Origin of the sequence: Pectobacterium colocasium (assembly GCF_020181655.1) — a bacterium.
Lineage (GTDB): Bacteria > Pseudomonadota > Gammaproteobacteria > Enterobacterales > Enterobacteriaceae > Pectobacterium > Pectobacterium colocasium.
Window position 1 is genome coordinate 1963274 of record NZ_CP084032.1, and the last position, 22858, is coordinate 1986131.

A 22858-nucleotide genomic window follows, 5' to 3' on the forward strand; every position below is an offset into this window, starting at 1 on the left:
GCCCCCTATGAAAACTCAATCTGTTTTTTGGCAACCGGCGCTGCAACGTTCTGGCGAAATCGTCGAAGGAACGGCAGATATCATGCAGGCGATTCACATCATCCTGCGGACACCCTGCGGCAGCGACCCACATCGGCCTGACTTTGGTAGCAATCTACATCTGTATCTCGATTATCCGATCGATCGTGCGATCCCGCATGTCGTCAGGGAATCGGTAGAAGCGATCAAACGATGGGAACCTCGCTGCCAGTTACTGGCGGTTAAACCTTCTGTGAATGGGGCTCACCTGACGCTGCACGTTAGCTGGAAAACCGCTAACGGCGCGACACAGACCACGGAGTTGTTATGGCGCTGACAGAACCCAATTTTATTGAACGCGACGCGGCGAAGATTACCGCCGAAATGATCGCGAAATATGAAGCTGACTCAGGGAAAACACTCTATCCAGCGCAGGCCGAACGCCTGCTGATCAACCTCTTTGCTTACCGGGAAACTTTATTGCGTAGCGCGGTCCAGGAAGCCGCCAAGCAGAACCTGGTCGCGTTTGCTCGTGCGCCGATGCTGGATTATCTGGCAGAACTGGTCGGCGTCTCCCGTTTGGCGGCGCAGCCGGCGCGTGCAGAGCTGCGTTTTACCCCCGAAGCGCCGTTAGTCAGCGATTTGCTGATTCCAGCAGGCACCCGCGTTAGCGCATCGGACAGCGTAATGTTCTCCACCGACAGCGATGCGCTACTGAGAGTGAACGGCAGCGGCGTCACTGTAATGGCGACCTGTACCGAAAGTGGCGAAGTGGGCAATGACTGGCTGCCAGCCCAGATCAGTACGCTGCTGGATGAGATTGGCGACAGCGATTTACGTGTCGTCAATATCACCAAAAGCAGCGGTGGGTCTGCGGAAGAGGATGACGATCGCCTGCGGGAACGCGTTCAACTGGCGCCGGAGTCGTTTAGCACCGCGGGATCGAAACTGGCGTATCGCTTCCATGCGATGCGGGCGCACCAAAACATTGTTGATGTCGCGGTGATGTCACCGGAACCGGGTGAGGTGGTGCTGTACCCGTTGCTCAGCACTGGTCTGCCGGACAGCAGCCTGCTCTCGCTGGTGGAAAGCTTTTGCTCCGACGAGCAGGTGCGCCCGCTGACGGATTTTGTCTCCGCTAAATCCCCCACGCAGGTGGATTACGCCATCAACGCCAAATTGACGCTGTTCAACGGTGAACAGGCTAGTGTCGTTCAGACTGCGGCGGAGAAAGCCGTGCAAGCCTGGGTTGAAACCCGTACCGCCACATTGGGGCGCGATATTGTTCCGAGCCAGATTATCGCCACGCTTTCCATTCCCGGCGTGTATCAGGTGGAACTCGTTTCACCGTCATTGATGGTGCTTGATGACAGCGAATGGGCGAACTGCACGGGCATCAATGTCAGCGTCGTCGGGGTGTCGAATGGCTGATTCACTACGACTGCTGCCACCGCCTCTTGCTGCCGACGCCCGCTTTCGCTCGTTGGCGGAGTTAGCCGACCGCTTCGATGACATCGATCTGAATACCTTACTGGTTTATCTGATCGATATTGCCGATAGCAGCGCATTGCCTTGGCTAGCCGAACAGTTCTCGCTGTTTGGCGACGGATGGGAACTGGCGGAATCGGATGATTCCAAACGTGCGTTGATCAAGGCCGCTATCGATCTGCATCGCAGCAAAGGAACGCCGTGGAGCATTAAAGAGATCATCCGCCGTTTCGGCTTCGGCGAGAGCACGCTGATTGAGAACATCGGTCGCCTGAGTTACGACGGGGAAACCACCTACAAGAACCTTTATGTACACGGCGACAAAGCGGCGTGGGCGGTCTATCGCGTGCTGCTAAAACAACCGATCACCAACGATCAGGCCAGAATGTTACGCAATGCCATTGGGATGTTTGCCCCAGCACGGTGTCACCTGGCCAGCATCGAATATTGGGAAGTGCCTATCCGCTACAACCGGACGGCGACATACGACAGTAACTACAATCATGGGAGCGCTTGAACATGGCGAATTTGTCAGAGAACCCGCAATGGGTTGACGGCATTTACCAAATCGAAACGTCGGATCCGGTCGTGGGTGGACCGGACGGCGTCTCAAACCGACAGGCTAAAGAATTGGCCAGTCGTACCCGCTATTTGAAAAAAGAGCAGGAAAAAACGGGCAGCCATCTGGCGATACACGCCGCCGCCGCCGATCCGCATACGCAATATGCGCCGAAGGAGAACCCAACCTTTACCGGCACGCCAAAAGCGCCAACGCCTGCAACGGATAGTAATAGTCAGCAAGTGGCAACGACGGCGTTTGTGAAATCTGTTGCTGCGGCGTTGGTGAATGGTGCGCCAGCGGCACTGGATACATTGCAGGAATTAGCGAAAGCGATGGGTAACGATCCAAATTTTTCGGCGACGGTGCTGGATGCTATCGCTGATGTAAAAGCCGAGGCTGCGAATAAACTGAATGCACACAATGCAGCGGCTGATCCACATACGCAATATGCACCAAAAGCGAGCCCAGTATTGACGGGTAAGCCGACGGCACCAACGGCGGCACAAACATCGAATGATACACAAGTTGCGACAACCGCATTTGTTAAAGCGGCTGTTACCGCATTGGTGAATGGTTCCCCAGCAGCATTGGATACCTTACAGGAACTGGCCAATGCATTGGGCAACGATCCGAAGTTCTCAACGACGGTGTTGAATGCATTAGCGGGAAAACTGGCAAAAGATCAGAACGGTGCGGATATTGCGGATAAGAATCTGTTTATTAAAAATATTGGCGCTGCCCGTGCTTTTCACGGAGCGATAAACATTGGCGGTGATAATGGTGCGTGGAAAACTTCTGATTTTATTGCTTGGTTGAAGAGTCAGGAGGCATTCAACCATCCCTATTGGGTTTGTAAAGGTGGATGGTATTACGCAGGGAATAAAATTATTACCGATACGGGCGTCGGTAATATTCAATTGGCTGGCGCGGTTATTGAAGTGTTTGGAACAGAAGCGGCGATGACTATTCGTATCACTACGCCTTCTACAGTGACTGCCGCTGGGGCAATACCCAATGCGCAGTTTACCTATATTAATCATGGTGATAATTATTCCCCAAGCTGGCGGCGGGATTATAATACACGCAACTTGCCTACTGCTGCAGATGTGGGGGCGATACCATTTTCCGGCGGTACATTAACTGGGGAACTCACATCCGCTAAGCCTGATAATTATCGCATCAGTTACGGTGATTATGGCGTTTATATGCGTAATGATGGTGCGGCTTTTTATACCCTGCTAACAAATAAGGGAGATCCATATGGCAATTACAATGCCCTGAGACCATTTCGAATTCACCTTGAGTCAGGTGACGTTCAAATGTCCCAGAATGTTGAGGTTGAAGGCATTCTTTCAGAAAAAGGGGCTCGAGTTTATAGCTCAAAAAATAAACCGACTCCTGCTGACATTGGAGCGCTACCTGTCGCAGGAACTGCTGTTGCAGCTACAAAATTAGCCACACCGCGTAAAATCAACGGTGTGGTATTTGATGGTTCGGCGGATATTACTTTAACTCCCGCAAACCTTGGTTTGCGGGAAATCATTGAAACTGGTTCTGGTTCAGGATTCTATTGGAGAAAATACTCAGATCGAGTGATAGAAATTTTTGCGAGAGTAGATGTTATTACAGGAACGAATCAAACCATTTCTTTTCCTGTAAAAACTAACGGGGTGATTTTCATTTTAGCAAATGACTTCGGCGGATATTCGGGTCCAAATGCCTATACGGTAAGACCTTATAATGTAACTGAATCTGGTTTTTCTGTTTATTGGGATCGATTTAATGAGAATGGAGGAGGGAATAAGAAAAGTTTATATTATCATGTAATTGCTAATTCACTTTAATAGGTGGCCCTTATGGGCCACCATTAAAATAAATAGTTTTAAGTTTTATTCTATATCGTAAGTTATAATGGTTTCCATCTCTGTATCATGAGTACTAACAATATTGGTATCTGCTACAGAAAATGAAACTATACCCGTGATATTGTGTTTTATGTCGAACAGCACTGGGCTATCCGGTTCAGTATTCCCGGCATAAATAAGTGGTTGTACCGGTCCGGTATAGTTTCATCTACAAAAAAACGCAGGCATACTCCATAAATAGGGCTTCACTATTTACCGCCTTACAGTCTGAATCTGAATGCGATAGAGTGCTTATGGAAAGTGATGAACGAGCATGCAAGGAATAATCGCTATTTTGAAGATACGCGCGATTTTCGGGATACCATATTCAACTTTTTCTCAACCATGCTGCCAGAAATAGCGGACGCGCTGACGTCCAGAATTCACGATCTCTTTCAGGTGCTCAAACCTGCGTCTTGAGTTTTATTGGGTATATCTCATTACGTAATTGATACTTCGACGCCCGCAGGTCGCTTTTTCTTTCATATAATGAGCTTGCTGGTGCAGATGGAGCGAGAACTGGCCTTGATACTGCACGTTTGCAGGGACGTATTGGTGGACGGAAGCGGTTGATGACGTCAGATGTGCTTTTCTAGGCTGAAGCGATGTTGGCGACAGGAGCCACGCGCCTTCAGGTGGCGAATATCGTCGGTGTATCAGAAAAAACCATCTATAAATACTTTCCCGCTCGGAGTCAGGGCGACGTTCCTGCTGTTGGCTAAAACGCGGCGCAATAGCAATTTCCTTTGCGCCAGAATCACCAGAACCCCACCAAACATGTTATTTTCATTGATAAGTTCTTTACTGTGTCGCCGAAAATGAGAGGCCAGCATGGATTACACCAAAATTATCAAAGAAGTGGGGCGCGGGAAGAATCATGCGCGTGATGTCGATCAGGCCACGGCTTATGAACTGTATAGCGCGATGCTGCGCGGTGACGTGCCAGATCTGGAACTCGGTGGACTGCTGATTGCGTTTCGTATCAAAGGTGAATCAGAAGCCGAGATGTTGGGTTTTTATCAGGCGATGAACGAACAGGTATTGCGTCTGACTCCGCCTGCTGGCTTTCCTATGCCCATCGTGCTTCCCAGCTATAATGGAGCGCGCAAGCAGGCGAACCTGACCCCTCTGTTAGCGCTGCTGCTGGCAAAACTGGGTTTTCCGGTATTGGTACATGGCGTGAGCGAGGACCCGACTCGCGTCACCAGCGCGGAGATTTTGCGTAACCTCGGCGTGACGATTGCAGAGAACGCTGAACAGGCTCAACAGGAGCTTGATAACGGTAGTCCAGTATTTATCCCTGTCTCGACATTATGCCCTGCCATCGATCGCCAGTTACAGTTACGCTGGCGTATGGGCGTGCGTAACAGCAGCCACACGCTGGCCAAGGTGGCGACGCCGTTTGGTGAAAGCGACGCGCTGCGCGTCGCCAGCGTTTCTCACCCTGAATATGTTTCTCGCGTGGGAACATTTTTTAACGATATCAACGGGCGTGCGCTTTTGATGCACGGCACGGAGGGGGAGGTTTATGCCAACCCGCAGCGCTGCCCGGAGATTCATTTTATTCATCAGCAACATACTAACGTGTTGCAACTGCGGCAGGATATCAGCGTCGCACCCAATGCTTTGCCGATTGCAAAGGATGCCGTCACTACCGCGCGCTGGACGGTGCAGTGCCTGACGGGTGAAATTGCCATACCGCAGGCGATTCGTCTGCAACTGGCGTGCTGCCTGGTGGCTGCTGGCGAAGCGGCGACAATGGAACAGGCGGTCGCCACGATCAAGAAGCGTCTTGGCTGATTGGTTGGAGCGCATTATTCGACCACGGTTTATCGCGTTACTTCACACAGCCAGACGGCTGTCATTGGAAGAAAGAAGGAATAGCATGCAACAGGTAGCGGACTATTTTAATGCTTTGAATCGCGACTATCTTACGGTTCATCAAGCGAAAGAAGAGCTGTTTTGGCAACTGTATATGGGAACGGGCAACGATGAGGTGTCCGAGCGTTTCTCGGCGGCAGAGAGTGCGTATAAGCGCTTTATTTCTCAACCGCAGCGTCTGGCTGAACTGAGAACCCATATCGCAACACTGGAAAACTGTCCGCGTAATGAGCAACAGCAGGTGCTGTTACACGGTTTGCAAGGTTGGTATCGGTTTTTCGATTGTAATGTGATTGAAGATCCACAGGCTCAGGCGCTGATGGATGAGATCATTGCCGCCGAAAGTGCGCTATACGCCAAGCGTAAATCCTATGAAATGACGCATCTGGATGCGAAGGGTGAACGTGTTTCCGCTTCGCTCGGGGAGTTGCTGACCAATCAGGCGACCAATGATACCGAAGCCTATCGTCAGAGTTCTCAGCAGGCGTTGCGCGATCTGGAGCAGTGGCTGTTGCAGAACGGCTTCCCCGAGCTGATTTCACTACGTAACCGCTTTGCTCGTCAGATGGGCTACCGGAATTATTTTGACTACAAGGTTAATAAAACGGAGCGGATGACGCCGGAGCAGCTTTTTGCCATCCTCGATCCTTTCGAAGAACAGACCCGCGACGCGAATGCCCGCAGCTTGAAAAATCTGGCGAACGAAAAGGGCGACGATGCGCTGCAACCGTGGAATATTCGCTATGCCAGCGCGGGTGATGTAACGCGCCAGCTCGATCCCTATTTCCCTTTCTCGGCGTCGCTGGAACGTTGGATCAACAGTTTTAAACGTTTGCGCATTGGGTTTAACGGTGCAGAAATGCAGCTTGATTTGCTGGTGCGTAAAGGTAAATACGAGAATGGCTTTATGCACGGCCCGGTACCGCCGTTTGTTCAGGAAGGAAAATGGGTGCCGGCACGGATCAATTTCACCAGCCTGGCAAAGCCGGATCAAATTGGCAGCGGATCCAGCGGCATTAATACGCTGTTTCATGAAGGTGGACACGCGGCGCATTTCGCCAATATCCGGCAGAATGCGCCCTGTTTTTCACAGGAATTCCCGCCTACCTCAATGGCGTATGCGGAAACACAGTCCATGTTCTGTGACAGTCTGCTGGGTGACGCTGACTGGTTAAAACGCTATGCAAAGAATGCGCAGGGAGAGACGATTCCTGATGAATTGATCCGCGCGGATATCAGTACACAGCAGCCGATGCGCGCTTTCAATGAGCGACACATCCTGCTGGTGCCGTATTTCGAGTGGCAACTCTATTCGTGGGATGACGAAGCGCGTACGCCGGAAGCCATGACAAAACTGGCACGCGATACCGAACAGCGTATTTTGGGTATTAGCGGTAGTCCGCGTCCGACGCTGGCGATCCCCCATTTGTTGTCTATGGAGTCGGCGTGCTCTTATCAGGGCTATCTGCTGGCGCTGATGGCGGTGGAGCAGACGCGCAGCTATTTCCTGCAACGCGACGGCTATCTGACGGATAACCCGGCGATTGGCCCCGATTTGGCACAGCACTATTGGAAACCGGGTAATAGCGTCAGCCATGATGATACGCTGCGTAGTCTGACTGGTGAGGGGTTCAACCCCGCTTATCTGGCGCAGGCCTGCAATCTGACGGTCGATGAAGCCTGGCAACAGGCGCAGGGCACGATGGCACAGGCTGCTGCGCGTCCTCAGCCTGCAGCGGATTTCGATCTGTCAGCTCGTATTCGCGTGGTCGATGGTAGCCGCGTGCTGGCGGATAATGCGCAAGGGGATGAGAAGATGTGTCAGGATTTTGCGGCGTTTATTGAGCAAGCGTATCCGCGTTCAGAGGCATAATGTTCGCTAACATAGCGAGTAAGAAAAAGGGGGCGAAAGCCTAATGCCGATCGTTTAAGGATTAGTTGAACGATCCAGCCGTTGGTGTAAAAAAGGTTCATGACATTCATGGACCTTTTTTTATGCAACTTTCTCAGGCTCTTGGCATTATCAATCTTACTGCGCCGGAACAGATTCACACTCTGGCTGATCTCCTACCCGTTAGCATGATTGAACAGGCATTAACGCTCACTGATACCGTCACGCTGCGCAAGCGAAAACTCTCCCTTGAGTCCATGGTGTGGCTGGTTATTGGCATGGCCGTATTCAATCAGCGCCCTCTTTCCCACATCGTTAATCTCATGGATATCGCTGATCGCTCCGGCACCCCGTTCATCGCCCCCAGTTCAGTCATACAACGGCGGCAGACGCTCGGTGAGGCTGCTGTCAGAGAACTGTTTGATATCACACAACGACACTGGAACGAACAGGCTCAGCACCCACAATGGCATGGGCTTAACCTCTTTGCCGTCGACGGTGTGGTCTGGCAAACGCAGGATACACCGGAAAATGAGGCGGCCTTCGGCAAGGCCTCCAATCAGCACGGCGACAAGGGTTACCCGCAGGTGAGAATGGCTTGCCTGATGGAACTGAGCAGTCATCTGATAACCGCCAGTGCGTTCGGCCGCTACGATGTCAACGAGATGCGGCTGGCAGCAGAGCTGACCGGAAAAACACCCGATAACAGCATTACCCTGTTCGACAAAGGGTTTTACTCCGTCGGTTTACTGCATCACTGGCGAACAGCGGGGGAAAATCGGCACTGGCTGCTGCCGTTGAAGAAAAATACGCAATACGAAGTGATAAGCAAGCTGGGCAGGCAAGACAGACTGGTACGGATAAAGACATCGCCGCAGGCGCGTAAACAATGGGCGACGCTGCCGGAGAGCATCACAGCGCGGTTGTTAACGAAGACGATAGAAGGAAAAACGCGAGAGGTGCTGACGTCACTGACGGACCCGATGCGTTATCCGGCGGCGGAGGTGAACGCCCTTTACGCTCACCGATGGGAAATCGAGTTGGGATATCGCGAGGCGAAACAAGGCTTGCTGGGTAACAGGTGGCATTTACGGAGCAGACTGCCGGAAATGGTGAGGCAGGAGTTGTGGGGCGTGCTGCTGACGTACAATCTGGTGCGTTATCAGATGGTGAAAATGGCGTTTACGCTGAAAGGAGATTACCTGCCGTATCAGTTGAGCTTCAGCGGCGCCCTGACGGAAATCTGGCGATTACTTATCGGTCTGCCGGGTTCATCACCGGGTGCGATACCAGGACATCTGAAGCATTTTTATGAGCAGGCAATCTATCTGGTATTGCCGTTAAGAAGGGAGCGAAGTTACCCCCGAGAAATCAGGGGAAGACGAGCGAAATATCCGTTAAAAAACAATGCCGGTCACCTTAAGTGACCGGCATTAGGCGAAAGCCCCCTTGTTGATCAGGATACGTGTTGCAGGAATTCACGCAGGCGATCGCTGGGTGGATTCGTAATCAGCGTTTCTGGGTCGCCATCTTCTGCGATGCGGCCTTTATCAATAAAGATAAGGCGTGAAGCCACTTTATGGGCAAAGCCCACCTCGTGGGTGACGATGACCATCGTCATGCCTTCTTCAGCCAGATCTTTCATGACGGTCAGCACTTCGTGACGCAGTTCCGGGTCGAGGGCTGACGTCGGCTCATCAAACAGCATCAGCTTCGGTTTAACTGCTAAAGCGCGGGCGATGGCGACACGCTGCTGTTGACCGCCTGAAAGCTCGGAAGGGTAGTGATGCGCGCGTTCTGACAGACCCACTTTCGCCAGCAATTCCAGCGCCAGTTTCTCGGCATCGGCTTTATTCGCGCCGCGTACCCGAATAGGGCCGAATGCGACGTTTTCCAACGCGGTAAGATGCGGGAACAGATAAAACTGCTGGAATACCATCCCGGCTTCCTGACGGATCAAACGCTCGTCAACGCGAGGATCGTTCACTTTAAGGCCGTCAACAATCAATTCGCCGCTGGTAATTTCTTCCAGCTTATTGATGCAGCGCAGAAGGGTAGATTTGCCCGAACCGGAAGGCCCGATAATGACCACCACTTCACCCTGGCCGATAGTGAGATCGATATTGTGTAAGACCTGTGTCTTGCCAAAGTGTTTGGATACGTTTTTAAATTCAATCATATAATCTTAAGTCTTCTTTCCAGACGACGCAGAATAAAGCTGAGGATCAGCGTGATGCACAGGTAAATAATGGCAACCGCAGTCCAGATTTCCAGCGCACGGAAGTTACCCGCGATGATTTCTTGCCCAGAACGTGTCAATTCAGCCACGCCGATAACAATAAATAGCGAGGTATCTTTGATGCTGATAATCCACTGGTTACCCAGCGGCGGCAGCATGCGGCGCAGAGCAAGCGGAGCAATCACATGGCGTAGCGTCGCACGACGAGACAGCCCCAGCGCCAGACCCGCTTCGCGAAAGCCGTTGTGAATTGACAACACCGAACCACGCGTAATTTCCGCGATGTAAGCACCGGAGTTAATCATGATGGTCACCACAGCGGCGGCAAACGGGTCAATCCGCACGGACGTGAAAATCATCGGCAGGGCGAAGTAAATAAACATCACCTGCACAACAATCGGGGTACCGCGAATAATTTCAATGAAAACGAGCGAAATACGGCTGGAAAACCAGCCGCCGTAGGCGCGGGCAAAACCCGCGACCACGCCAATCACCAGGCCGCCAAGCAGACCCAGAACAGAAATCAACAACGTCATTTTTGCCCCTTCCATCAGGAGGGGCAGAGAAGGCCAAATGGCACTCCAGTCAAACTGCATGGAATATCTCCAGATTAAATCGGCAATTACTTAGGTTCTACGCCAAACCACTTCTTGTAGATCTCAGCATAAGTGCCGTTTTCACGCAGTGTTTTCAGGGCGCCATTCACTTTTTCACGCAGTTCGTTGCTGCCTTTCGGGAACGCGATGCCGTATTGCTGGGCTTTAATGGAATCACCTACCGCTTTAAACTGGCCGTTGCCCGCGGTTTTGATGAAGTAGAGAATATTTGGCGTGTCGTGCAGCACGGCGTCAGCACGGTTGGTACCCAGTTCCATATAGGCGTTGTCGATGTTTGGGAACTGGCGCAGATCTTTGGTTTTGATATTGGCTTTCGCGTAATCAACAGAACCCGTGCCGCTTTTCACCGCCAGCACTTTACCCGCTAAATCCTGCTCGCCTTTGATGTCGTTGTTGTCTGCTTTGACCATCACCAGCAGGCCACTGTTGTAGTAGCCGTCAGAGAAATCGATTGCTTTTTTGCGCTCTTCAGTAATGGTAATGCCTGCCAACGCCAGATCGATGTTACGCGTTTGCAGTGCAGGAATAATGCCGCCGAAGTCCATTGGCTTCAGGGTGTACTTCAGGTTGAGCTGTTTAGCGATGGCATCCCAGAGGTCGATGTCAAAACCGACATATTTGTCGCCTTGTTTGAACTCAAAAGGGACGAAAGCGGTGTCTGTGGCGACAATCAGTTCTTTCTCAGCAGCATAGCTAGATACACTCATCATCAGTGTCAGTGCAGCCAAAGAGGCCTTAAGTAGTGATTTCATTAAATCCTTCCTATTAGCAGTTGTGGGAGCTTTTTGTTTTACAGGCGTTTTAAGCTTTGTTTTACAGGTATTTTAAGCATAGTACATCGCACAAAAATGAAGCCTGAGCCAGTTACCCTGCGTTGTGCTTAACCTGTTGCTTTTATTCATTGCCCTGCCAGCGGTGAAATTTTCACCTCCGATTCGCTCAGGCAAGGCGCTGCTATGATTAACTGATTTATACGAGGGAAACAACCGTTGATTGGTGTTATGTCCAATTAGTGCAGGCAAAAGCTAATTTTTTGAGCGTCTTAACGGATAAAATGCGTGGTTTGTGCAGGTTGTACCAAAAAGGGGGCGGCTTGAGCGGGGGAAATCGCAGTAAAAAGGCTGCCTAAGCAGCCTTTAAAGCGTTCGTCAGATGATAACGCCGATTATTCAATGTTTGATTCGATGAACCACAGGAATTGATCCAGATCGCGCGATGCAGCGGTCAGGATATCCGCAGAGGCCTCATCTTCCGTTTTGCCAATTGCTTTGCGTACATTATTGGCGACAATCGCATAACGTTCCGCCAGGGCTTTCAGGTGATCCTGAACGCTATGGATGTTGGTTGGATAGCTTTTCAGCGAGGTTTGTTTACCCACAATTTGCACGGTACCCAGCGCCACACCGCCTATCTGCACCACGCGCTCGGCGATGGTGTCCTGATGGTCAATAATCGAGGTGCGGAAGCCATCCAGCATTTCATGAACGGCGATAAAATTTGCACCCCGCATGTTCCAGTGCGCTTGTTTGGTAATCAACGACAGGTCGATGAAATCAACAACCAGTTGGTTTAACAGTGCGATCGTCGAGGTTTTAACGCTATCATCCAAATCATTGCGAGTATAAAGCAGTGCGGACGGTGCTGATTTCACGAGTTTGGCGGTAGACATAATAGTTATCCTCTCTTTAATTATTCATAGTCTTACTGTTCAATGTGATTAATTATAGCAGCGATAAAAATTAATATTGAAAAGAATTGCCTATCAAATGAATAGCTCTAGCATAACGATGTTTGGGGTATTTGTAGGCAGGATTTATCTGATATCGATAATGCGGTAACCCGGCATGTAAGTGCAATGTTTTAATTACGCTTGAAACATCATCTCATATATTGATAAATATCATCGTCACTTAGGTGAAAATAGTTATTATTCGCCCGCTATCCTGATTGAAATAGAATGTCCTCGTTGTTTTCTCCTTAAAACATATGATGTGGAGTAAAGGGAGTCGTGCAGAATGAGAGTAAATATTATTGGTACCAGTGGAAGTGGCAAATCGATGCTTGCTCGCCGCTTGTCTGGAAAACTGGCTATTCCGTACATTGAAATGGATGCATTGTTTTGGCTGAAGGACTGGCAGGGGCGGGGCGATGCTGATTTTTTTCAACGGCTTGAAAAGGCGCTGGAGCCTGAAAGCTGGGTACTGGATGGTAACTATAATCGAACGCGTGAGATCAAATGGCGCAATGTTGATGTTGTGATTTGGGTCGATTACTGCTTTACCCGCACGCTGTTTCAGGCAATACGGCGTGCCTATGTTCGAGCATGGCGCAAAGAAGAGCTATGGAGCGGTACGGGAAATAAAGAATCTTTTCTCCGCAGTTTCTTTAGCCGGGATTCCATTATCCTCTGGACAATAAAAACCTATTCAAAAAACCGGAAACGGTATTTAGCGGATTTAGCCGACCCGCGCTATCGTCATATTTGTTTTATTACTCTGCGTTCTCCTCGGGAATGTGACACTTTTCTGCAACATTTTCCCGAAGAAATACGTATTCATTCTGTTTGAGTCGTCACTTTGGCCGCACCCGCGGGTTTTATTGTCAACGTTGCCCCTATTGATGCGATGATAATAAAGATCAGCGCCATCCACTGTATGAACGAGAGATGCTCACTGAGGAAGAGGATCCCAGATAGGGCGGCAATCGCGGGTTCCATGCTCATCAAGGTGCTGAATGTTCTGGCTGGCAGGCGAGTCAATGCCACCATTTCCAGAGAATAGGGGAGCGCGGTGGACAGAATCGCGACGGCAATACCGAGCGGGAGTATTGACAACGAAAATAGCGTGCTCTCCGCGTAATACGCACCGATAGGGCAGAAAATCAGCGCGGCAACGCAGGATCCGATAGCGACGGTTCCCGGCCCATGATTTGCTCCCGCCTTTTGCCCAAACAGAATATAGAACGCCCAGCAAGCACCTGCACCCACGGCGTAAGCGGCACCTGTCAAGTCAACATTGCCGATATTGTGGCCCAGCGGTAGTAAGAACCACAGGCCAGCAACGGCCAGAAAAACCCATAAAAAATCAATTGGTCTGCGCGAGGCCAACATGGCAACGGCAAGCGGGCCGGTGAACTCCAGTGCGACAGCAATGCCGAGTGGCACCGTCTGCAATGAGAGATAGAAAAGGAAGTTCATCCCGCCCAGTGTGATGCCATAAACCAGCAGTGGCAGGCGGTTACTGCTAAAGCGCATCCGCCACGGCTTGAAGATGATACACAGAATGATCGTACCTATTCCCAGGCGTAACGCGGTTACGCCCGTTGCGCCAATGAGTGGAAACAGACTCTTGGCCAGAGCCGCACCGCTTTGGATAGAAAGCATTGAGATAATGATGAGGAATACGGGTACAAATGTTGATGAGCGGTGGGAAAATAAGGTCATGCTTTTGGCCTTAAAACAGGTATAACATTCCGTTGCTATTATATCCAATTGTAAACAATTTGTCTGGTATGAATTGACTTTTATTGACCTTTATTTACGCATTATTTAATTGATTTATTTTTGCTCAACTCAGTTAGCATACAAACTGAGCGGTAAATTAGGAATTATCTGTTTTTTGGCCTTACGGTGAATTTATTTTTAATCTAATTGTCACAATAAAAAAGCTAATATAATTAGTGCTATAGCTTGATTATGACAATATTTGTTACATCTAAAGGCTAATTGATAAATATTTATAGGGCGGCAAGCCTCGAACTTCTTTGTTATATTTACAGCGTTAGTTAGTCTTTCATAAAATGAATTTGAGGCTGTAAATATGAAAAAAATCGCGTGTCTTTCCGCTCTGGCTTGTGTATTAGCCGTTGGCGCAGGTTCTGCATTTGCTGGTCAAAGCACTGTAACTGCTGGTTATGCTCAAGGTGATGCTCAGGGCGTACAAAATAAAGTTAAAGGCTTTAACCTGAAATATCGTTATGAGCAAGATAATAACCCACTGGGCGTTATTAGCTCTTTCACCTACCTGGAAAAAAATGGTAGCGATGACGGTTTCTACAACAAAGGCCAATACATGGGCTTTACTGCTGGTCCTGCTTACCGTCTGAATGACTGGGCAAGCCTGTACGGTGTTGTTGGTTTCAGCCATGGTAAAGTTACAAGCAACAATACCAATGGTCAGGATAATGCTAGCAACGACGATTACGGCTTCACCTACGGTGCTGGTGTTCAGTTCAACCCAATTCAGGACGTTGCTCTGGATGTCGGTTACGAACAAAGCCGTATCCGCAGTGTTGACGTTGGTGCCTGGGCTGTTGGCGTAGGTTACCGCTTCTAATCTAACCCTGTAGGGGTTATTTACCCTCAGCGTTGGTTGTTAGATGTGTCGGAAGAATCCGCTCTTTTCAGGGCGGATTTTTTTATGGGGAGCTTCTTCCTGCCCTCCACCCTGTGGGTCATCGCAGGCGGCATTTTTTATGTCTGTTTGTCAAAGCTGTGACGAGTTTCGCCCGTCATTTAGTCAGTCACTTTCCCATTGATCGATATCTGGCCGTTCTTACTGCGATTGAGCAAAAGCAGCAGAGTGAGTCTGTCATAAGATTTTATCTTGACGTTAAGATTCTTTATGTGAAGATATTGACCATCAAGCAGCAATGATTGGCTCAAGTTATTGAGGTTAGACATGGTAGTGACATCAACAGCTCGTACGCGGGCTTTTCTTTTCTTCACGATTATCCTGTTGGGATTGAATTTACGCCCCGTTCTGGCGGGAATTGGCCCGTTGCTGAATCAGATTCAGGCCGCAACGGGTCTGGATGACAGCATGGCAGGTATGTTAACCACGCTCCCCGTGTTCGCGATGGGATGGTGTGCGTTATATGGCGGTCAGTTGCAGGCACGTCTTGGAGAGTATCGGGGAATCACATTGGGTATTGTGGTTATTGCCCTGGCGTGCGGTGCGCGCTGGTGGCTTAATAGTGGCATTGCTCTGCTGGTGAGCGCTGCGCTTGCCGGGGTCGGGATTGCCTTAATTCAGGCGCTGGTGCCATCGTTTATCAAGCTCCATTTTGGCCGTCATAGCAGTCTCCTGATGGGCTTTTATACCACGGCGATTATGACGGGCGCGGCGTTTGCGGCTTCATCGGTTTCTCCGCTGGCAAATGCGTGGGGCTGGCAAAGCGCGCTGGCCTGCTGGGGGATCGTGGCGTTGGTTGCCACGGTGGCCTGGCGCTGTGTGCCTAAAGCGTATACCGCGAAACAGGCGGCTGCGACCGTTCTGGCTACGCGCAGAACTGGGATGGATTGGCTGCTGATGGTGTTCTTCGGTATTGGTACGGGTGCGTATACGCTGGTGCTGGCCTGGCTGCCGCCGTATTACATTCAATTGGGGCTAGATGCGACGCAAAGTGGCTTGATGTTAGGGGGATTAACGCTGACGGAGGTGATTTCCGGCCTGTTAGTGTCCACGTTTATCAACCGTTTTCCCGATCGGCGCAGGCTACTTATCCCTATCCTGATTGTGATGCTGGCAGGAATGATTGGGCTGATCGTCGCGCCGCTGACGTTCACGTACCCCATTATTATCATGCTGGGGATTGGCATTGGCGCACTGTTTCCGCTGTCGCTGATTGTGGCGTTGGATCAGGTGACGGAGTCACATAAGACCGGTTCAGTGATGGGCTTTGTGCAGGGCGGCGGCTACATCCTTGCCAGCCTGATGCCTTTGCTGGCTGGTTTTATACGCCAGCATACGGCGGGGCTGGAGCAGGCCTGGATGATTATGACCGTTGGTGTGATCGTGTTGATTCTGATGGCGACCCGTTTTGCTCCGCTGAAGAGCCCTAGCCGCTAAGCCATTTGTGGTGTTATAAGCGAGCGGAAACCCGTTCGCTATCATTGGTCTGCGGGGGGGCGATAGCGCCATAGCCAGCGCCCGCTCATCAGACGGCGGTAATAGAAGAAGCCGCGTACAATCCAGTCAAAGAACATCCCCATCCACACGCCAATTACGCCAAAACCGAGCATCACGCCGAGGATATATCCCGCGATGACCCGACATCCCCACATACCTGCCATTGCCACCCACATGGTGTAGCTGGCGTCTTTAGCGCCTTTCAGACCGGCAGGGAGCACCCAGGACGCCGCCCAGATTGGCATAAATAGCGCGTTGAGCCACAGAAGATGTTTTGCTACTTCGATCACTTCCGGCTCATTGGTGTAAAACGATGCCAAAAAGCTGGCGCTGGGCACCGACAGTACAGCAAGCACACACAGCCCAATATTGGACAGCCAGAAGATGTACTTCAACTGGCGAGTGGACTGCATGATCTGGCCTTTCCCCAGTCGTGTACCAACGATGATCGTAGCGGCGGCGCCGAGTGAATTGCCGGGAAGGTTGATCAGCGTGGAGATGGAGAACGCGATAAAATTTCCGGCAATGACTTCGGTTCCCATACCCGCGACAAAACGCTGGGTGATCAGCTTACCGATGTTAAACATCACCGATTCTATGCTGGCGGGAATACCGATACTGAGCACTTCATAGAGAATCGTCAGGGTAAAAGGTGCAAAGTAAGACTTGAAGGGAATACGCAACGCGCCGTTAAAACCGTGCATCAGCGTCAAAATCACGAAGACCGCGCCGATATAGCGTGAAATAGTGATCCCGATGCCAGCACCAATAAAGCCAAGACCATCCCAGGAAAAGGCGCCGTAAATCAGCAGGCTACTGATGGCAATATTGAGGATATTCATCCCAATGTTGATGACCATGGGCAACTTGGTATTACCCGCTCCCCGCAACGCGCCACAGCCGACCAGCGCGATGGCGACGGCAGGATACCCCCACACCGTCCAGCGCAGGAACGTGAGGGCTAATGCTTTAACCTGTGCGTCGGCCTGTCCTGCGATCAGATCGATAATCGCTGAACCGGCGAATTCAACCAGCGCGACTAGCAGAAACGATGACAGAACCAGTAATGACATTGACTGGCGAGCCGCAGAACTCGCTTGCTTTCTATTGCGTTGCCCCAGGCTGAACGCGACAACAACGGCAGTCCCCAACGCGACGGCGGTAAAGAAGGCGATGATGACCATATTGAAGCTATCAGCCAGACCGACGGCTGCCATGGCTTCTTTCCCCAGCCAACTGACCAGGAAGGTGCTGAAAACCCCCATCAGCACGACGCAAAGGCCTTCAATAAAGATAGGGAAGGCGAGCGGTGAGATTTCTCTCCAGAAGAGAACGCGGTTGGAGTAACGCTTTTTATACCAGTCTGTGTCTTTTAATTTTTTCATGAAACGGTCTTGGAAGTATCTCAAGTTTCCCTGTCAGTACGGTAAACAGAGCCACAAAGTGGTGGCTCGCAAATAGCATCATTTTGCACGGTATCATGATATCCATTTGTGCAATCGCGACAGCATGGCTGTTTTTTAAAATAGCGTTCCTATTTACAGAGTATCAGCCGCCAAATCGATGTCCAGCCTGGATTGCTGTCCCCGCATGGAAAGTTGTTGCATGTTTTTATTAATTAATTTAGATTTTTCTTTATTAGTTATTTCTAAATTAAAAGTAAGGCACATACAACCAGCGGTATCACCTTCCTTGCCGATTGAACACAGCCGCATTATGCCGGGTTTCAGCGGCTCAAAAGAGGATCACGATCATGTCAACGCCAGTTGCTATCTCACCCGCCCAGACCCGCAAATTGTTAGATGAAGGTGCGATACTCATTGATATTCGCCAGCCTGAAGAGTTCGCCCGCGAGCATATTGTGCAGGCGAAACTGCATCCGCTGAATTCTTCCGCCGGGTATGTCCTCCCTAACGATGCTAGGGAAGGAAAAACGGTGATTTTCCACTGCTTATCCGGCATGCGTTCGGAACAGAATGCTGGCCTGCTGGCACAGGCTGCTTCACCCGCAGCGGTTTTTCTTCTGCAAGGGGGAATGACGGCATGGAAAAAGGCGGGATTTCCGACAGAGGTGAATCATAAGCAGCCAATTGACCTCATGCGGCAGGTTCAAATCGCCGCTGGCGTACTGATTCTGAGTGGTGTATTACTGGGGTACAGCGTAAACAGTGCTTTCTTCCTGCTGTCTGGTTTTGTGGGAGCAGGGTTGCTGTTTGCTGGTGTTACCGGATTTTGCGGTATGGCAAAGCTGTTAAGGAGAATGCCGTGGAACCGTGCAACTCAACGCTGATTGGCCGGGATGACTGGCTGAAACCGTAAGCGGGGTGTTAACCACTAAAAACAGGAGCAGTAATATGGATATGAAGAACATTCCGTTTGGTACGACTGACTGGTCGCAAATAGAGCCCAGCGAGCATCAAGGGGAAACGGGGATCGCCTACTGGCGAACGCAGCGTTTTGATAATATTCGGGTTCGTATTGTGGAATATACGCCTGGTTATCTCGCCGATCACTGGTGCTCAAAAGGGCATATTCTGCTGTGCCTTGAAGGCGAGCTTCATACGGAATTAGATGATGGTCGTGTTTTTGTCCTCAAACCGGGAATGAGTTATCAGGTCGCGGATAACGCGGAAGCCCATCGCTCTTACACTGAGACGGGTGCGAAGCTGTTTGTTGTGGATTGAGGTGAGGGGCTAACCCAGAGTACGGAAATCAGAGTACGGCGATTAGCCCTTGATTAGCTAACTTACCCTACCTGAGATCGCGTTCGTCGATGTCAGTAAACGTCCGTATAGAAAATTCAATCCATTGGTAGTGACGTAAGCAATGCGCTTCTAATTCTGTTGTCGATATCGGCACATAACCATACAATTAAAGAGGTTAATGGTGCGGGGTTTATCATCTACACAACTCAGGAGTGTATGAACATGTCTATCAGGATTGAACTTGCAGAACCAATGGAAGTGCTGAGTCTTCGGGTCGTTGGTCCCTATTACGAGAAAATACCGCAGGGATTTAATGAAATATTATCATGGGCAAAGGAACACCATCTCTCCATTGATAAATCTCTGGCGTTTTACTGGGATGACCCCAGCCGAGTAGAAGCGGATGAATTACGGGCGGATGTGGCGATTACGTGCAAGCGATGCCATCAACGTTGCTGGACGGTACGGAAATACGCAGGGAAATCATTCCCGGTGGACTTTATGCCGTAACGCACACCATTGTGAAAAATGGTGACTTTGCGCAAGCATGGAATGATTTTTATAAAGCGATCGATGCTCAGGGATACCGTCCGGCAGGTGATATATGCTATGAAAGCTATTTGTGCGATGGCAGTAATGGCAACTGGGAAATTGAAATATGGCAGTCGGTTGAAGAGGTGAAGTAAGCCTGTTCATAGGAAGTAACGAAAAAATAAAATGTATTGGAGCAGCCTGCATCGTTACTATTTATACTTATACGCCGTAAAAATATTACATTATGGTATATCTCTGGCAATTGAGGTTATTTTGCATTATCACAGGCACTCAATGAATGCCTGTTGTAATGCATCACTTAGTCACTGAGTTATCGATAGTCTTAATGGCTGTCCCATTCTGCTGTTTGATAATGTTTAACTGAACGCCGTCAGATTTTCGTGTGGCTAATACATTAATATCCTTTTCATCATCGCAATTGAAATCACCTTGCAGCGACAGCGCGATGGCTTTCAGCGAATCATCGGTAGAGAAAGGAATATACGAAATAGTATTATCCTTGCTAATCATTTTGACACCTACAGCACCAGTAATGTCGTTCTGATACAGGTTATAGATTTTTCCGTTACGAGAATCGGTATCAATAAATACCTCCGTTCCCAGCGCTTTTGCACTCGTCAAAACAATTGCGTCAAGGTCGGCACCCGGCGAATCGGCATATTTCGACAGGCTGGTGTCGACGATTTTCAGATAGGTAAATGAATCAGACTCTGAATCAATTACGTCAACGTCATACCCAATTACAGAACCACGATTGGTTGTCGTTTGAGCGGATGCAGGATTAATAGCCTGAAACACGGGTGTGGCCTTGATCCATTCACTGCCGTCATTGGATACATAGGCATCCCACGATTCATAGGTTCCTGCTTCATAGACGTAGAAATCCGCATCGGCAGTACCGCTCTTTTTAATCGCGTACGGGGTAAAGCGAACCACAACGCTACCTGCTGCACCGAGAGAAAGTATATTTTCATTCGTGCTGTAGCGATTAGGTTCGCCAAGTATTCTTTCGGGCACTTTATAACTTGAAGATACATTAGGGCCGGGCGTATAGCTTACGATTTCCGTGGCAAAACCCACTGCGGTACCCGGAATATCGGGATAACCTTTATAGGTTTCTGCAAAGGCTGAAGCTGATAATAGGCACATTAATGCAATTGCATATTTTTTCATTTCACGTCCTCTTAATATAAAAATCCCACGATTATGGGGAATTCATTGATGTTATTTTACGTTTGCCAGTTCGTTAGTAATTAGCCCACGAAAATATCAATGGACATTGCACTAGCACGTAAGCATCACGTGTAATCGAACCGACAATAGGCTGCACCTAATAGTACTGACGACCGATTCACGTTGAGCAATGATCTCGCAAATCCTCGATGCTTCATTTAAATTCGTTTTAATATTTATCCAAGGCAGACTTTCCTGATGGATGAGCCTGTTATAGCGATGAACGGTCAGCGCAAACCGCACAATGGCTCTGATATTCTCAACCTGCTTTGCGTAACGTTGTGTTATTGATTTTGTTATCTGAGATATTTACTGCTGGAAGGGAACCGATATTTTTAGGATTGCAGGTAGGTCTTATCATTCACTATTTTGACAGTAAAACGCCTGTGCGTATAAAAGACGCATAGAATTTAGATCATGTTGTCTTTCACGCGGTAGGGGATGATGTGGGGATAGTGCGTTAACACCCGCTCACGTGTTCCGGATACACGGGCGGGCTTCCGATTGTTGGTCGCTGAGGTAGTCATTCCACTAGCTTTACGAACTGGCTGTCTGCCAGTGGATCGTCTTGCGCGATATAGAGGTACTCGGCTTCCCGCATTTGTCTGGCATCAGCCAAAGAAATTGCCGGATAGCTGCCAAACGTCAACGTAGTGCGCTTTTTAGTTTGTGGGTGGTAATAGCGAAAACGCCATGTCTTTGTGCCGGAAGGTTTGACGAACAATAGCAGCCCGCCACCATCATGTAGCGACAATTCTTTGTCTATTACTTTAGCGGCTTTGACTTCCGTGTTTGTGAGGGGCTTTGCCTGAATGTCCATGATCGTTATCTTTGTGACTACGGTTTTATGGGACTACGCTGATTTAGTCCCAAATGTAGTCCCAAACTTTCCGGCTGTAAACGGGGTATCCCGATAGATAACAGGCAACAAAAAAACCGCAAACTCAGTGAGAATGCGGGTTTTTGTGGGGTTTCCGGTAGTAAACGATACTAACCGCACGAGAGAAATTGAATTTGCATTATAACAACCTGTTTTTATTGTTCATGTTATGATTCGTTTTTTGTTCATATAACTAAACGTATAACTAAAACGAAAAGTCATCCTGAAAAATAGTCTGCGCATGACAGTAAGGTTTCGTTTGATACGCTGATTTTTAGTGCTGGGTGCGATGTACATTTAATTTTGCCTTACGACGCTCCAACACCATCATTTTGCGTGTGTGCTGCCATAAAATCCCATCGAGCAACATAAACTCACGCCATTCGGCTGTACCCAAAGAAAGAGATCTGTGCATCAACTCGCCGACACGTTCAGCAAGAAGTAGGTTTCTTACTCGTAGCAATTGCAACGGCGTGAATCGCCCATCATCACCCGCCAAAGGAAAGAATGCCTGGCGGCTGCGTTCCCCATGTTTCACTGCATTGGTGTTACCTACGGGAGCACCTGCACCGATACGTTTACCGCCCCAGCCGGACGATCTTGATTGTTGGTCGTGTTTTTTGTTGTCTTTCATGGCTGAGTGGCGATTAGTTAGTGGATGTGCGTTCGTCAAAACCCAAAAAGTAAAACACTAAAGATCATCCAGCGTCATGCGTACTGGCTTGGGGTTGTGAAGATGTTCACGGACAACTTCAACTAATTCTACGTCTTCATCATTGAGTAACTTTTGTTTAAATGGGAGTCTTTCATTTTCAGCAACGTATTCCAACGTAAGGCGCAATGCCTCAGAAGGTGTAATACCCAGTTTCTTCAGTGCTGCATAAGAGCGCCTTTTAAGATCGTCATCGATACGGAAAGTAACATTACCCATCATATTCACCGGTGTACTTAGGTTTACTTTTGTGAAGGTTCGTTG

At 49.5% G+C, this 22858-nt stretch carries 23 protein-coding genes and 3 pseudogenes; 16 read left to right on the plus strand and 10 right to left on the minus strand.

Annotated features, from left to right (window positions below; genetic code table 11):
- The first annotated feature begins 7 nt into the window (after positions 1 to 7).
- From LCF41_RS08895 to LCF41_RS08935, 9 genes and pseudogenes are all read left to right on the plus strand, one after another.
- The gene (locus tag LCF41_RS08895; protein WP_181847671.1) at positions 8 to 355 is read left to right on the plus strand and encodes a GPW/gp25 family protein; all 348 of its coding nucleotides are present in this window, start codon (positions 8 to 10) and stop codon (positions 353 to 355) included.
- The gene (locus tag LCF41_RS08900; protein ID WP_225087742.1) at positions 346 to 1449 is read left to right on the plus strand and encodes a baseplate assembly protein; all 1104 of its coding nucleotides are present in this window, start codon (positions 346 to 348) and stop codon (positions 1447 to 1449) included. The genes LCF41_RS08895 and LCF41_RS08900 overlap by 10 nt, the downstream gene beginning before the upstream one ends.
- Positions 1442 to 2023: a phage tail protein I gene (locus tag LCF41_RS08905; RefSeq protein WP_225087743.1), complete on the plus strand. Its 582-nt coding sequence runs from the start codon at positions 1442 to 1444 to the stop codon at positions 2021 to 2023. The genes LCF41_RS08900 and LCF41_RS08905 overlap by 8 nt, the downstream gene beginning before the upstream one ends.
- Before the next feature lie 2 nt (positions 2024 to 2025).
- Complete coding sequence (locus tag LCF41_RS08910) at positions 2026 to 3912, plus strand: phage tail fiber protein (RefSeq protein ID WP_225087746.1); 1887 nt, start codon at positions 2026 to 2028, stop codon at positions 3910 to 3912.
- Positions 3913 to 4170: 258 nt separating this feature from the next.
- A pseudogene (locus tag LCF41_RS08915) lies at positions 4171 to 4392 on the plus strand (transposase); the annotation flags it as partial.
- A gap of 27 nt (positions 4393 to 4419) precedes the next feature.
- Positions 4420 to 4694: pseudogene (locus LCF41_RS08920) on the plus strand (helix-turn-helix domain-containing protein); the annotation flags it as partial.
- 109 nt (positions 4695 to 4803) lie between these two features.
- Complete coding sequence (gene ybiB, locus LCF41_RS08925; protein WP_180741340.1) at positions 4804 to 5772, plus strand: DNA-binding protein YbiB; 969 nt, start codon at positions 4804 to 4806, stop codon at positions 5770 to 5772.
- An 85-nt stretch (positions 5773 to 5857) separates the two neighbouring features.
- Positions 5858 to 7726: a M3 family metallopeptidase gene (locus tag LCF41_RS08930; protein WP_225087747.1), complete on the plus strand. Its 1869-nt coding sequence runs from the start codon at positions 5858 to 5860 to the stop codon at positions 7724 to 7726.
- A 122-nt stretch (positions 7727 to 7848) separates the two neighbouring features.
- Positions 7849 to 9171, plus strand: coding sequence for an IS4 family transposase (locus tag LCF41_RS08935; protein WP_225087748.1), 1323 nt, complete (start codon positions 7849 to 7851; stop codon positions 9169 to 9171).
- Between the two features lie 29 nt (positions 9172 to 9200).
- Here LCF41_RS08935 and glnQ read toward each other — a convergent pair whose 3' ends face one another.
- From glnQ to dps, 4 genes are all read right to left on the minus strand, one after another.
- Complete coding sequence (gene glnQ, locus LCF41_RS08940; RefSeq protein WP_039351001.1) at positions 9201 to 9923, minus strand: glutamine ABC transporter ATP-binding protein GlnQ; 723 nt, start codon at positions 9921 to 9923, stop codon at positions 9201 to 9203.
- A complete protein-coding gene (gene glnP, locus LCF41_RS08945) occupies positions 9920 to 10579 on the minus strand; it encodes a glutamine ABC transporter permease GlnP (protein WP_015839847.1) in 660 nt (219 codons plus the stop codon). Before glnP ends, glnQ begins: the two co-directional genes overlap by 4 nt.
- A gap of 26 nt (positions 10580 to 10605) precedes the next feature.
- Complete coding sequence (glnH, locus tag LCF41_RS08950; RefSeq protein WP_010294862.1) at positions 10606 to 11352, minus strand: glutamine ABC transporter substrate-binding protein GlnH; 747 nt, start codon at positions 11350 to 11352, stop codon at positions 10606 to 10608.
- A gap of 413 nt (positions 11353 to 11765) precedes the next feature.
- Positions 11766 to 12269, minus strand: a complete 504-nt coding sequence (gene dps, locus LCF41_RS08955; RefSeq protein ID WP_015839848.1) for a DNA starvation/stationary phase protection protein Dps — start codon at positions 12267 to 12269, stop codon at positions 11766 to 11768.
- 346 nt (positions 12270 to 12615) lie between these two features.
- Here dps and LCF41_RS08960 point away from each other — a divergent pair, with 346 nt between their 5' ends.
- Positions 12616 to 13167, plus strand: a complete 552-nt coding sequence (locus LCF41_RS08960) for a P-loop NTPase family protein (RefSeq protein WP_225087749.1) — start codon at positions 12616 to 12618, stop codon at positions 13165 to 13167.
- Here LCF41_RS08960 and rhtA read toward each other — a convergent pair.
- The gene (rhtA, locus tag LCF41_RS08965; RefSeq protein WP_225087751.1) at positions 13155 to 14042 is read right to left on the minus strand and encodes a threonine/homoserine exporter RhtA; all 888 of its coding nucleotides are present in this window, start codon (positions 14040 to 14042) and stop codon (positions 13155 to 13157) included. The genes LCF41_RS08960 and rhtA overlap by 13 nt on opposite strands.
- Before the next feature lie 376 nt (positions 14043 to 14418).
- Here rhtA and ompX point away from each other — a divergent pair, with 376 nt between their 5' ends.
- Entirely contained in the window at positions 14419 to 14934 is a 516-nt protein-coding gene (ompX, locus tag LCF41_RS08970) for an outer membrane protein OmpX (protein WP_205554660.1), read from the plus strand.
- 345 nt (positions 14935 to 15279) lie between these two features.
- Positions 15280 to 16449, plus strand: coding sequence for an MFS transporter (locus tag LCF41_RS08975; RefSeq protein ID WP_225087753.1), 1170 nt, complete (start codon positions 15280 to 15282; stop codon positions 16447 to 16449).
- 41 nt (positions 16450 to 16490) lie between these two features.
- Here LCF41_RS08975 and LCF41_RS08980 read toward each other — a convergent pair whose 3' ends face one another.
- Positions 16491 to 17894 carry an EmmdR/YeeO family multidrug/toxin efflux MATE transporter gene (locus LCF41_RS08980; RefSeq protein ID WP_225087754.1) on the minus strand — a complete coding sequence of 468 codons (1404 nt, stop codon included), beginning with the start codon at positions 17892 to 17894 and terminating at the stop codon, positions 16491 to 16493.
- Positions 17895 to 18262: 368 nt separating this feature from the next.
- Between LCF41_RS08980 and LCF41_RS08985 the strand changes: the two genes are divergently transcribed.
- From LCF41_RS08985 to LCF41_RS22255, 4 genes are all read left to right on the plus strand, one after another.
- Positions 18263 to 18799, plus strand: a complete 537-nt coding sequence (locus LCF41_RS08985) for a rhodanese family protein (RefSeq protein WP_225087756.1) — start codon at positions 18263 to 18265, stop codon at positions 18797 to 18799.
- A 64-nt stretch (positions 18800 to 18863) separates the two neighbouring features.
- On the plus strand, positions 18864 to 19193 hold the full coding sequence (locus tag LCF41_RS08990) for a DHCW motif cupin fold protein (RefSeq protein WP_225087757.1): 330 nt from the start codon (positions 18864 to 18866) through the stop codon (positions 19191 to 19193).
- Between the two features lie 243 nt (positions 19194 to 19436).
- On the plus strand, positions 19437 to 19724 hold the full coding sequence (locus LCF41_RS22250; protein WP_284144952.1) for a GyrI-like domain-containing protein: 288 nt from the start codon (positions 19437 to 19439) through the stop codon (positions 19722 to 19724).
- A gap of 11 nt (positions 19725 to 19735) precedes the next feature.
- Positions 19736 to 19900: a hypothetical protein gene (locus LCF41_RS22255; RefSeq protein WP_284144953.1), complete on the plus strand. Its 165-nt coding sequence runs from the start codon at positions 19736 to 19738 to the stop codon at positions 19898 to 19900.
- Positions 19901 to 20063: 163 nt separating this feature from the next.
- On the opposite strand, the gene LCF41_RS09000 is transcribed toward LCF41_RS22255, so the two are convergent.
- From LCF41_RS09000 to LCF41_RS09015, 4 genes and pseudogenes are all read right to left on the minus strand, one after another.
- Entirely contained in the window at positions 20064 to 20942 is an 879-nt protein-coding gene (locus tag LCF41_RS09000) for a cell envelope biogenesis protein OmpA (protein WP_225087759.1), read from the minus strand.
- Positions 20943 to 21591: 649 nt separating this feature from the next.
- A pseudogene (locus LCF41_RS09005) lies at positions 21592 to 21822 on the minus strand (integrase arm-type DNA-binding domain-containing protein); the annotation flags it as partial.
- 334 nt (positions 21823 to 22156) lie between these two features.
- Positions 22157 to 22516 carry a hypothetical protein gene (locus tag LCF41_RS09010; protein ID WP_225087760.1) on the minus strand — a complete coding sequence of 120 codons (360 nt, stop codon included), beginning with the start codon at positions 22514 to 22516 and terminating at the stop codon, positions 22157 to 22159.
- A 57-nt stretch (positions 22517 to 22573) separates the two neighbouring features.
- Positions 22574 to 22813: a type II toxin-antitoxin system RelB/DinJ family antitoxin gene (locus LCF41_RS09015; protein WP_225088127.1), complete on the minus strand. Its 240-nt coding sequence runs from the start codon at positions 22811 to 22813 to the stop codon at positions 22574 to 22576.
- Between the last annotated feature and the right edge of the window lie 45 nt (positions 22814 to 22858).

Bases quoted from the DNA above. Each gene is read 5' to 3' on its own strand.
- LCF41_RS08895 (WP_181847671.1), top strand. From the start codon at position 8: ATGAAAACTCAATCTGTTTTTTGGCAACCGGCGCTGCAACGTTCTGGC.
- LCF41_RS08900 (WP_225087742.1), top strand. From the start codon at position 346: ATGGCGCTGACAGAACCCAATTTTATTGAACGCGACGCGGCGAAGATT.
- LCF41_RS08905 (WP_225087743.1), top strand. From the start codon at position 1,442: ATGGCTGATTCACTACGACTGCTGCCACCGCCTCTTGCTGCCGACGCC.
- LCF41_RS08910 (WP_225087746.1), top strand. From the start codon at position 2,026: ATGGCGAATTTGTCAGAGAACCCGCAATGGGTTGACGGCATTTACCAA.
- ybiB (WP_180741340.1), top strand. From the start codon at position 4,804: ATGGATTACACCAAAATTATCAAAGAAGTGGGGCGCGGGAAGAATCAT.
- LCF41_RS08930 (WP_225087747.1), top strand. From the start codon at position 5,858: ATGCAACAGGTAGCGGACTATTTTAATGCTTTGAATCGCGACTATCTT.
- LCF41_RS08935 (WP_225087748.1), top strand. From the start codon at position 7,849: ATGCAACTTTCTCAGGCTCTTGGCATTATCAATCTTACTGCGCCGGAA.
- glnQ (WP_039351001.1), bottom strand. From the start codon at position 9,923: ATGATTGAATTTAAAAACGTATCCAAACACTTTGGCAAGACACAGGTC.
- glnP (WP_015839847.1), bottom strand. From the start codon at position 10,579: ATGCAGTTTGACTGGAGTGCCATTTGGCCTTCTCTGCCCCTCCTGATG.
- glnH (WP_010294862.1), bottom strand. From the start codon at position 11,352: ATGAAATCACTACTTAAGGCCTCTTTGGCTGCACTGACACTGATGATG.
- dps (WP_015839848.1), bottom strand. From the start codon at position 12,269: ATGTCTACCGCCAAACTCGTGAAATCAGCACCGTCCGCACTGCTTTAT.
- LCF41_RS08960 (WP_225087749.1), top strand. From the start codon at position 12,616: ATGAGAGTAAATATTATTGGTACCAGTGGAAGTGGCAAATCGATGCTT.
- rhtA (WP_225087751.1), bottom strand. From the start codon at position 14,042: ATGACCTTATTTTCCCACCGCTCATCAACATTTGTACCCGTATTCCTC.
- ompX (WP_205554660.1), top strand. From the start codon at position 14,419: ATGAAAAAAATCGCGTGTCTTTCCGCTCTGGCTTGTGTATTAGCCGTT.
- LCF41_RS08975 (WP_225087753.1), top strand. From the start codon at position 15,280: ATGGTAGTGACATCAACAGCTCGTACGCGGGCTTTTCTTTTCTTCACG.
- LCF41_RS08980 (WP_225087754.1), bottom strand. From the start codon at position 17,894: ATGAAAAAATTAAAAGACACAGACTGGTATAAAAAGCGTTACTCCAAC.
- LCF41_RS08985 (WP_225087756.1), top strand. From the start codon at position 18,263: ATGTCAACGCCAGTTGCTATCTCACCCGCCCAGACCCGCAAATTGTTA.
- LCF41_RS08990 (WP_225087757.1), top strand. From the start codon at position 18,864: ATGGATATGAAGAACATTCCGTTTGGTACGACTGACTGGTCGCAAATA.
- LCF41_RS22250 (WP_284144952.1), top strand. From the start codon at position 19,437: ATGTCTATCAGGATTGAACTTGCAGAACCAATGGAAGTGCTGAGTCTT.
- LCF41_RS09000 (WP_225087759.1), bottom strand. From the start codon at position 20,942: ATGAAAAAATATGCAATTGCATTAATGTGCCTATTATCAGCTTCAGCC.
- LCF41_RS09010 (WP_225087760.1), bottom strand. From the start codon at position 22,516: ATGAAAGACAACAAAAAACACGACCAACAATCAAGATCGTCCGGCTGG.
- LCF41_RS09015 (WP_225088127.1), bottom strand. From the start codon at position 22,813: ATGGGTAATGTTACTTTCCGTATCGATGACGATCTTAAAAGGCGCTCT.